Here is an 8,600-nt window from a genome sequence, read left to right as displayed (position 1 = left end):
ACCTCAGCCTGGGCCGGCTGGGCGACCCGGGCCTGCGCGGCGGCGTCGCCGGCGAGGCGGCCAGCCGGGTGGCGGTGTTCGAGGGCGTGCGCGCCGCGCTTCTGGACCTGCAGCGCGCCTTCGCCGGGCGCGAGCCGGGCGTGGTGCTGGACGGCCGCGACATCGGCACGGTCATCGCTCCGCACGCCCAGGCCAAGCTGTTCGTCACCGCCTCGGCCGAGGTCCGCGCCGAGCGCCGCTGGAAGCAGCTGGTCGGCCAGGGCGAGGACGTGGCCTTTGAAACCGTGCTGGCCGACATCCGCCGGCGCGACGAGCGCGACGCCGGCCGCGGCGCCGCGCCCATGGTGCGCGCGGACGACGCCGTCTTGCTGGATACGAGCGATCTGGATATAGAGGCCGCGACCGATGCGGCCCGCCGCATCGTCGAGGCGGCGCGGGCCCGACAGGGCTAAATCTCACCGTGCCGCGCCTCGGACGGCCGCGGGCGACAACCAAGCAGGGTGCGGGACCATCGAGACCCGACGCCCCCTTCGGTTATGAGCCCGAAAACCCGCGCGTGAAGCGACCGCCGCCGCACGGCTGCGCGCGCTTCTCCGTTCCGACAACCGAAAGACCCTTATGACTGACGTTTTCTCTCCCTCGCGCGACGACTTCGCCGCGCTGCTCGACGAACAGCTGGCCGGCCGTGACATCATCGAAGGCCAGGTCGTCCACGGCCGCGTGGTCGGCATGGAAAAGGACTTCCTGATCGTCGACGTCGGCCTGAAGACCGAAGGCCGCATCCAGGTCCGTGAATTCGGCCCGGGCACGGACGCGCCGAAGGTCGGCGACACCGTCGAGGTCTACCTGGAGCGCGTCGAGAACGCGATGGGCGAGGCCGTCATCAGCCGCGAGAAGGCTCGCCGCGAAGAAGCCTGGACCCGCCTGGAAGGCGTGTTCGCCGAAGGCCAGCCGGTCGTCGGTTCGATCGTCGGCCGCGTGAAGGGCGGCTTCACCGTCGATCTGGGCGGCGCCTCGGCCTTCCTGCCGGGCTCGCAGGTCGACATTCGTCCGGTTCGCGACGTCGGCCCGCTGATGGGCAAGGAACAGCCGTTCGCCATCCTGAAAATGGACCGTCCGCGCGGCAACATCGTCGTGTCGCGTCGCGCCATCCTGGAAGAAGCCCGCGCCGAGCAGCGCACCGAGCTGGTCAGCCAGCTGTCGGAAGGCGAAGTCCGTGAAGGCGTGGTCAAGAACATCACCGACTACGGCGCGTTCGTGGACCTGGGCGGCATCGACGGCCTGCTGCACGTCACCGACATGAGCTGGAAGCGCGTGTCGCACCCGAGCCAGGTCCTGGCCGTCGGCGACACCGTCAAGGTCGTGATCGTGAAGATCAACCCGGACACCCAGCGCATCTCGCTGGGCATGAAGCAGCTCCAGGCCGACCCGTGGGACGGCGTGGACGCCAAGTACCCGGTCAACGCCCGCTTCACCGGCCGCATCACCAACATCACCGACTACGGCGCCTTCGTGGAGCTGGAGCCGGGCGTGGAAGGCCTGGTGCACGTGTCGGAAATGTCGTGGACCAAGAAGAACGTCCACCCGGGCAAGATCGTCTCCACCTCGCAGGAAGTGGACGTGGTCGTCCTGGACGTCGACGCCTCCAAGCGCCGTATCTCGCTGGGCCTGAAGCAGGCTCAGTCGAACCCGTGGGAGGCCTTCGTCGCCTCGCACCCGATCGGCACTGAAGTCGAAGGCGAAGTGAAGAACGCCACCGAGTTCGGCCTGTTCATCGGCCTGGACAACGACATCGACGGCATGGTGCACCTGTCGGACATCGACTGGAACGCCTCGGGCGAAGAAGCCATCGCCCGCTACAAGAAGGGCGACGTGGTCAAGGCCCGCGTCCTGGACGTCGACATCGAGAAGGAGCGCGTCTCCCTGGGCATCAAGCAGCTGTCGGGCGACCCGATGGCCGGCGACGTGTACCGCAAGGGCCAGACCGTGACCGTCACCGTCACGGAAGTGACCTCGGGCGGTATCGAAGTCCGCTTCGGCGACGAAGCCGCCCCGATGACCGCCTTCATCCGCAAGTCGGACCTGTCGCGCGACCGTGGCGAGCAGCGCGTCGAGCGCTTCGCCGTGGGTGACCGCGTCGACGCCCAGATCGTCAACATCGACAAGGCGGCTCGCCGCGTGTCGGTGTCGATCAAGGCGCTGGAAATGGCCGACGAGAAGCAGGCCATCGAACAGTACGGCAGCCAGGACTCCGGCGCTTCGCTGGGCGACATCCTGGGCGCCGCCCTGCGCGAGCGCGCCTCGAAGGAGTAATCTCCTCTCGAAGCCTCAGGCTTGAAGACGAAGCCCGCGCGGAGCGATCCGCGCGGGCTTTTCGTTTGTCCGGACCCGCAAGCGGCGCCGTTAAGGACGAAAGCTTGGCTGTTGTAGCCGTTCGGGCCTTTTTCTGAGGTCGTGCCGGGTGTTATGAGACGAGGAAGGCTTGTGATCGGCGTTCGCCTGACGCAGGATCGCCCGCCTTTTCGGGGGAGCCCGTATGATCAAGTCCGAGTTGATCGCTAGGTTGGCGGCGGAACATCCGCACCTCACCCACCGCGACATCGAGCGGGTGGTGAACATCATCCTGGACGGCATGGTCGATGCGCTGGAAAGCGGCGGCCGGGTCGAACTGCGCGGCTTCGGCGCCTTCTCGGTGCGCTCGCGCCCGGCGCGCGCGGGCCGCAACCCCCGCACCGGCGAGACCGTCTCCGTGCCGGCCAAGCACGTGCCCTTCTTCAAGAGCGGCAAGGAGCTGCGCGAGCGGCTCAACCTGAGCGGCGACGAGAACGCGGCCTGACCCTAGAGCGCGATAGCCGAAAGTGGCCGCCGGTTTCGGCGGTCATCGCGCTCTAACTCTGAGGATTCTGGGCGATGAGCTTTTTCGGCGAATTCCGCACCTTCGCCATGCGCGGCAACGTCGTCGACCTGGCGGTCGGCGTCATCCTCGGCGCGTCCTTCGGCAAGATCGTCTCAAGCCTGGTCGACCAGGTGATCATGCCGCCGCTGGGCCTGCTGATCGGCGGCATCGACTTCGCCCACCTGCAGGTGGTGCTGCGCAAGGACGACCCGGCCACGCCCGTCAACGAGTTGGTGGCCATCCAGTACGGCGCCTTCGTCAACACCCTGATCCAGTTCGTGCTGGTCGCCTTCGCGGTGTTCCTGCTGGTGAAGGTGATCAACCGCCTCTATCCGCCGGCCCCCGCGGTCGCGGCGGCCCCGACGGCCAGCGAAAAGCTGCTCACCGAGATCCGCGACGAGCTGCGCAAGAAGGGCTGATCCGTCAGTCCCGGGCTTCCCGGGCCCAGCACGACAGCTTCTCCATCAGCCGCTTCACGTGGCCTCCGGGCCAATAGACCCGCCCGCAGGTCCGGCACACCTTCACCGCTTCCGGCGAGGCTTCGACGGTCGAGGGCACGCGCGCCAGGTCGGCCGGGCCGGCCGGCGACAGCGGCGTGTTGTCGACCATGCAGCGGCTCATCGGGGCCAGCAGCCAGTCGATGTCAAGCGCCCGCGACAGCGCCCGCGCCTCCGCCTCGCGGTCCTCGTCGACCAGCAGCACCGCGCGCACGTCGGGCAGGGCCTGCGCCATCAGCTTGCGGTCGCGGGTGACCAGCACCCGGTCCTCGCGCCGGCAGCGTTCGAGCAGATCCCGGTCCGGCGCCCCGTCGGCGGCCAGCACGGTGTCGTAGCCCGCCGCCCGCAGCGAGCGGGCCAGGCGGAACAGCATCTCGTCGCACAGCAGGCGCAGCGGGCTCACGCCTGCGGAAGCCCGCACGTCCCCAGCGGTTCCCGGTTGCCACCCGCCTCCGGACGCGGGACTGTTTCGCGAGACACGCGGGGGACCTGATGCGCAATCCTTTGTCGTTTGTGCTCGGCGCGTCCGGCGGCACGCGCAAGCCCGAGCTGCTGACCGTGCAGTCGCGGCCCGATCGGGTCGGCGACCGCTATCGCTACGACTGGGTGACGGAGGTCCGCGAGCAGTCGCCGAAGGGCGCGTCGGCCAGACGCCATCATTACGAGACCCTGTTCGAAATCGTCGACGTGCAGCCCAAGGAACTGCTGATCGCCCGGACGCTGGTCGCGATCCGCGCGGACGACGCGGACCTCGGCGGCGGGCCGAACCCCTACGAGCGCGCCTGGATCGGCGTGCGCGCAATCTTCGGGGCTGACCGGCGCGGCTTCCCACGCCGTGTCTTCAATTGGTCGGAGGCGCGAGCGCAGGTGCTGGCCAACCTCCGCCGCGAGGCGCCCGGGCCCTCGCCGGATCGGGCCGAAATCGAAGCGTTCATGGAGCAGGTCCCGGCCGACGCCGCCGTGGACCTGATCGGGGCCGACCTGATCGCGCTCGGCGGCGTGCGCGCCAGCGGGCCCGTGCTGGCTGGACGCGAGGAACGGCCGCCGGAGCGCTTCCAGCGCGCGGACGGTCAGTGGGTCAAGGTGGTGCATACGCTGGAGAACGAGGCGGTCGGGCCGGATCGCGTGCGCAGCGAGCGCATCTCCCGTTCGAGCGACGGTCGTCAGCTGATCCGGACGACCTCCCTCCACTGTACGGAGACGGGCTGGGCGATCGAGCTGGAGAGCGAGCACGCCGAAACCATCGTCGAGGCCGGTTACGAGCACGTGCAGATCACCCGGGCGCGCCGGCTCGAAGAGACCGCCTGAGGCGCGAGCCGCTTTGCCGCGGGCCGCCGCGGCTGCTATGCGGCGAACCCATGCCCGTATCCGTCCGCACCGCCTACAAGCGCCTTCTGAAGAAGCGCGAGATCCATTCCGACGAGGGCCAGGCCCGGGCGGTCGAGGCGTTCGCGCGGCTGGAGGGCGAGCTCGACAGCCTGAACGATCCCTGGATCCCGCTGCCGTTCTTCTCCCGGGGCAAGGCGCCCAAGGGCCTGTACGTCTGGGGGCCGCCGGGCCGCGGCAAGTCCATGCTGATGGACCTGTTCTTCGATTCCGCCCCGGTCCAGAAGAAGCGGCGCACCCACTTCCACGTCTTCATGGGCGAGGTGCACGCCCTGATCGGCGCCTGGCGCGAGGGCGACGCGAGCGCCCGCAAGAAGCGCTTCGGCACGGCCAAGGGCGACGACCCGATAGCCCCCGTAGCCGACCTGATCGCGCGCGACGCGCGGCTCTTGTGCTTCGACGAACTGCAGGTCACCGACATCGCCGACGCCATGATCCTGGGCCGGCTGTTCGAAGCCCTGTTCGAGCGGCGCGTGGTGCTGGTCGCCACCTCCAACCGCCCGCCGGAAGACCTCTACAAGAACGGCATCAACCGCCAGCTGTTCGTGCCCTTCATCGACATGCTCAAGCGCCGCTGCGAAGTGGTCGAGGTGGCCGGGCCGAAGGACTTCCGCCTGGACCGGCTGAAGGGCGCGCAGGTCTATTTCAGCCCGATCACGGCCGAGACCAGCAAGGCCTTCGACCACCTGTGGCGCGACATGACCCGGGTGACCCACGAGGTCGGCGCGACGATCGAGGTGGCCGGGCGGCGGCTGGAATTCCCGCGCGCCTGCGGGGCCATGCTGCGCGCCAGCTTCGAGGAGCTGTGCGCCCGCCCGCTGGGGCCGCAGGACTATCTGGCGATCGCCGGGCGCTTCCAGACCGTGTTCCTGGCCGGCGTGCCGAAGCTCGGGCCGGAGCGGCGCAACGAAGCGCGCCGGCTGGTGACCCTGATCGACGCCCTCTACGAGGCCGGGACCAAGCTGGTCGTGCTGGCCGAGGGCGAACCGGCCGACCTTTACCCCGCCGGCGACGGCGCCTTTGAATTCGAGCGCACCGTCTCGCGCCTGCAGGAGATGCGCTCGGCCGATTACGTGGAGCGCGCGGAGGCCTGAACGGGTTCAGGGCTCGCGCCGTCAGCAAGGAGCCGCCCGCATGTCCCGATCCCTCGGCCTGTCCGACGAAGTCCGCGCCTACGTCCAGCGCCTGGGCGTGCGCGAAGACCCGGTGCTGGCCCGCTGCCGGGCCGAGACCGAGGCGATGGGCGGCGTCTCGCGCATGCAGATCAGCCCCGAGCAGGGCGGCTTCATGCAGGTGGTCGCGCGCATGATCCGCGCCCGTCGCGCGATCGAGGTCGGCGTGTTCACCGGCTACTCCTCGACCGCCACCGCCCTGGCCATGAAGGCCATGCACGGAGACGGCGCGCGCCTGTTCGCGCTCGACCTGTCCGAAGAGTACGTGGCGCGGGCGCGGGGCTACTGGGCCGAGGCGAAGGTCGACGACGTCATCGAGGCGCGGCTGGGGCCGGCGGCCGACAGCCTGCGCGGCCTGCTCGCCGAGGGCGAGGCCGGCGGCTTCGACATGGCCTTCATCGACGCCGACAAGACCGGCTACGGCGACTACTACGAGCTCTGCCTCGAGCTGCTGCGCCCCGGCGGCGTAATGATGATCGACAACATGCTCTGGGGCGGCGACGTGGCCTACACGACCAAGCGCGATCCCGACACCGAGGCCCTGCGCACCCTGGCGGCGCAGATCCACGACGACCCGCGCGTCGACATGACCCTGGCCACCATCGGCGACGGCCTGTCCATCGTGGTCAAGCGTTGATCGGGGCGCCGGCTAGAAGGCCGGCTCTCGATTCAGCCGCACCACGCGCCCGCTGTAATACACCGCCACATGCCGCGCGGTGGCCCCGTCGGAGACGCCGAGGCCCTTGAGAATGGCGCCGACCGCGGCCTCCGGCACCGGAACCGCCGCCTCGGGGTCTTTCATCAGGGCGAGCACCCAGGTCTCGTAGTCGTTGCGCACCTGCGGCGCGAACCCGCCCCACGCCTGGTCCAGCTTCTGGGCCGTCAGGTTCGCGTGAAGCTGCAGCCAGCGCCCGGCCGCCTGTTGCAGCGCATAGCCGCCCAGGGCTTCCCCGGCGATCAGGGCCTCGGCCTCCTCCGTAACGCCGCAGTCCGTGAGCGCCTCGGACAGCTCCTCTTCCGAGAAGGTGTTTTCATTGAGCGCCTCGCTGCCGCGCGCGTCATAGTCGGCGAGCCAGGCGTCACGCGAAGATTGGCCCAGCCCGTTCCAGATGCAGCTCGCGTCGCCGGCCTGAGCCGCCCCCGCGAGCGCCGCCACGGCGACAAGCGTCGTCGCCCAGAGCTTCAAGCGCATGGTGGTCCCCCCCCAAAATCGACCGCAACGCTAGCGCATTCCGCCCCGGCGGCGAAATCCGGCTCAGCCGGCGGACATGTGCGCGGCCGCCAGGGTGCGTCGCGCCTCGTCCAGGTGCAGCCGCTCGACCATGCGGCCCTCGACCTTGATGGCGCCGCGGCCGGCGTTCTCGGGCGCCTCGAAGGCGGTCACCACGGCGCGCGCCCAGGCGGCTTCGGCCGGTGTCGGGGCGTAGGCGGCGTGGGCCAGATCGATCTGGCGCGGGTGGATCAGCTGCTTGCCGTCGAAGCCGAAGCCCCGACCCTGAGCGGCTTCGGCCGCGAAGCCGGTGTCGTCCTCGAAGGCGTTGTAGACCCCGTCGAAGGCGTGCAGGCCGTTGGCGCGCGCGGCGGTGACCGTCTGCACCAGGGCGGGCTGCAGCGGCGCGCGGTCGGGACCCGGGCGGCAGCGCATCTCGCGGGCCAGGTCGTTGGGGCCGAACAGCAGGGCGCACAGCCGGGTCGTGCCCGCCTCGGCGGCGATCTCGCGCAGGTTCAGCACGCCCTGGCAGGTCTCGATCATCGCCCACAGGCGCACGTGGCCGGGCGCGGCCAGCAGGTGGCGGTCGTAGCGGCGCAGGTCGCCGACGCCGCTGACCTTGGGGGCGACCACGGCGTCCGGCGCGGCCAGCACGGCGGCGGCCATGTCCGCCTCGCCCCACTCGCTGTCCAGGTCGTTGATCCGCACCGCCACCGTGCGGTCGCCGAAGCCGCCGTCGCGCAGCGCCTGCCACATCCGCTCGCGCGCCTCGACCTTCTGCTCGGGGCCGACGGCGTCCTCCAGGTCCAGCACGATGGCGTCGCACGGCAGGCCGCGCGCCTTCTCGATCGCGCGGGCGTTGGAGGCGGGCAGGAACAGGACGGAGCGGAGGGGGCGGGTCATCCGATCAGGGGATACTCGCGTTCGAGCTCGTAGCGCGAGCCCTGCTGGGACAGCCAGCTGGAATAGAGGCCGAACCAGGTGACCCGGAAGGGCGGGGACTTCAGGAGGTTGTGGCCCTGGATCCAGGCCGCCACCCGGGCCGGCTCGGCGTGCTTCAGATAGGCCAGGGTGACGTGGGGCTTGTAGGCCTTGCTGTCCGGCTTCAGGCCGGCGCGGCGGGCCGCCGCCTCGCAGCGGGCGGCCAGCTGGCGAAGCGCCTCGTTCTCGGCCACCCCGGCCCAGACCGCGCGCAGGTGCTCGCCCTCGCCGAAGGCGCCCACGCCCTCCAGCTCCAGCTCCATCGGCTCGCCGGAGATCGCCGCCAGCTCCGCGTCCAGGTCGGCGGCGACGTTCTCGGGCACCTCGCCGAAGAAGCGGGTGGTGATGTGCAGGGCCTCCAGCGGGCGCCAGCGGGCGCCGGGCAGGCCCTGCTGACGACGCTTCAGGTCCTCGCCGATCTCGGGCGGCACCTCGACGGCGGCGAACAGTCGGATCAT

11 protein-coding genes are annotated in these 8,600 nt (G+C 70.4%); 7 read left to right on the top strand and 4 right to left on the bottom strand.

Annotated elements, in window-relative coordinates; genetic code table 11:
• From G3573_RS06600 to mscL, 4 genes are all read left to right on the top strand, one after another.
• The coding region (locus tag G3573_RS06600) for a (d)CMP kinase (protein ID WP_163260292.1) at positions 1-452 on the top strand (452 nt) is incomplete at its 5' end.
• 166 nt (positions 453-618) lie between these two features.
• Positions 619-2,313: a 30S ribosomal protein S1 gene (gene rpsA, locus G3573_RS06595; protein WP_163260291.1), complete on the top strand. Its 1,695-nt coding sequence runs from the start codon at positions 619-621 to the stop codon at positions 2,311-2,313.
• A gap of 223 nt (positions 2,314-2,536) precedes the next feature.
• Entirely contained in the window at positions 2,537-2,836 is a 300-nt protein-coding gene (locus G3573_RS06590; protein WP_163260290.1) for an integration host factor subunit beta, read from the top strand.
• A gap of 74 nt (positions 2,837-2,910) precedes the next feature.
• On the top strand, positions 2,911-3,315 hold the full coding sequence (mscL, locus tag G3573_RS06585; RefSeq protein WP_163260289.1) for a large-conductance mechanosensitive channel protein MscL: 405 nt from the start codon (positions 2,911-2,913) through the stop codon (positions 3,313-3,315).
• A gap of 4 nt (positions 3,316-3,319) precedes the next feature.
• On the opposite strand, the gene G3573_RS06580 is transcribed toward mscL, so the two are convergent.
• A complete protein-coding gene (locus G3573_RS06580) occupies positions 3,320-3,796 on the bottom strand; it encodes a DUF5615 family PIN-like protein (RefSeq protein ID WP_346427348.1) in 477 nt (158 codons plus the stop codon).
• Between the two features lie 89 nt (positions 3,797-3,885).
• Here G3573_RS06580 and G3573_RS06575 point away from each other — a divergent pair, with 89 nt between their 5' ends.
• Genes G3573_RS06575 through G3573_RS06565 form a run of 3 tightly spaced genes read left to right on the top strand, consistent with a single transcriptional unit; the run spans position 3,886 to position 6,588 of the window.
• Positions 3,886-4,701 (top strand): hypothetical protein, encoded by an 816-nt coding sequence (locus G3573_RS06575; RefSeq protein WP_163260288.1) that lies wholly within the window; start codon positions 3,886-3,888, stop codon positions 4,699-4,701.
• Between the two features lie 50 nt (positions 4,702-4,751).
• Complete coding sequence (gene zapE, locus G3573_RS06570; protein ID WP_163260287.1) at positions 4,752-5,873, top strand: cell division protein ZapE; 1,122 nt, start codon at positions 4,752-4,754, stop codon at positions 5,871-5,873.
• A 40-nt stretch (positions 5,874-5,913) separates the two neighbouring features.
• Entirely contained in the window at positions 5,914-6,588 is a 675-nt protein-coding gene (locus G3573_RS06565) for a class I SAM-dependent methyltransferase (RefSeq protein ID WP_163260286.1), read from the top strand.
• 12 nt (positions 6,589-6,600) lie between these two features.
• Here the strand turns inward: G3573_RS06565 and G3573_RS06560 are convergent, their stop codons facing one another.
• From G3573_RS06560 to thpR, 3 genes are all read right to left on the bottom strand, one after another.
• A complete protein-coding gene (locus G3573_RS06560) occupies positions 6,601-7,143 on the bottom strand; it encodes a hypothetical protein (RefSeq protein WP_163260285.1) in 543 nt (180 codons plus the stop codon).
• Positions 7,144-7,206: 63 nt separating this feature from the next.
• On the bottom strand, positions 7,207-8,064 hold the full coding sequence (locus tag G3573_RS06555; RefSeq protein ID WP_163260284.1) for a CoA ester lyase: 858 nt from the start codon (positions 8,062-8,064) through the stop codon (positions 7,207-7,209).
• A complete protein-coding gene (gene thpR / locus G3573_RS06550) occupies positions 8,061-8,600 on the bottom strand; it encodes an RNA 2',3'-cyclic phosphodiesterase (RefSeq protein WP_163260283.1) in 540 nt (179 codons plus the stop codon). Before thpR ends, G3573_RS06555 begins: the two co-directional genes overlap by 4 nt.

The sequence above is a fragment of the Caulobacter sp. 17J65-9 genome, assembly GCF_010975005.1.
Lineage (GTDB): Bacteria > Pseudomonadota > Alphaproteobacteria > Caulobacterales > Caulobacteraceae > 17J80-11.
Note: the sequence above shows the minus strand (reverse complement) of the source record. Positions and strands in the feature narration are given on the sequence as shown.

Excerpts from the sequence above, each read along its gene's own strand:
- mscL (WP_163260289.1), top strand. The coding sequence starts at position 2,911 with ATGAGCTTTTTCGGCGAATTCCGCACCTTCGCCATGCGCGGCAACGTC.
- G3573_RS06560 (WP_163260285.1), bottom strand. The coding sequence starts at position 7,143 with ATGCGCTTGAAGCTCTGGGCGACGACGCTTGTCGCCGTGGCGGCGCTC.
- G3573_RS06575 (WP_163260288.1), top strand. The coding sequence starts at position 3,886 with ATGCGCAATCCTTTGTCGTTTGTGCTCGGCGCGTCCGGCGGCACGCGC.
- G3573_RS06555 (WP_163260284.1), bottom strand. The coding sequence starts at position 8,064 with ATGACCCGCCCCCTCCGCTCCGTCCTGTTCCTGCCCGCCTCCAACGCC.
- G3573_RS06590 (WP_163260290.1), top strand. The coding sequence starts at position 2,537 with ATGATCAAGTCCGAGTTGATCGCTAGGTTGGCGGCGGAACATCCGCAC.
- G3573_RS06565 (WP_163260286.1), top strand. The coding sequence starts at position 5,914 with ATGTCCCGATCCCTCGGCCTGTCCGACGAAGTCCGCGCCTACGTCCAG.
- zapE (WP_163260287.1), top strand. The coding sequence starts at position 4,752 with ATGCCCGTATCCGTCCGCACCGCCTACAAGCGCCTTCTGAAGAAGCGC.
- thpR (WP_163260283.1), bottom strand. The coding sequence starts at position 8,600 with ATGATCCGACTGTTCGCCGCCGTCGAGGTGCCGCCCGAGATCGGCGAG.
- rpsA (WP_163260291.1), top strand. The coding sequence starts at position 619 with ATGACTGACGTTTTCTCTCCCTCGCGCGACGACTTCGCCGCGCTGCTC.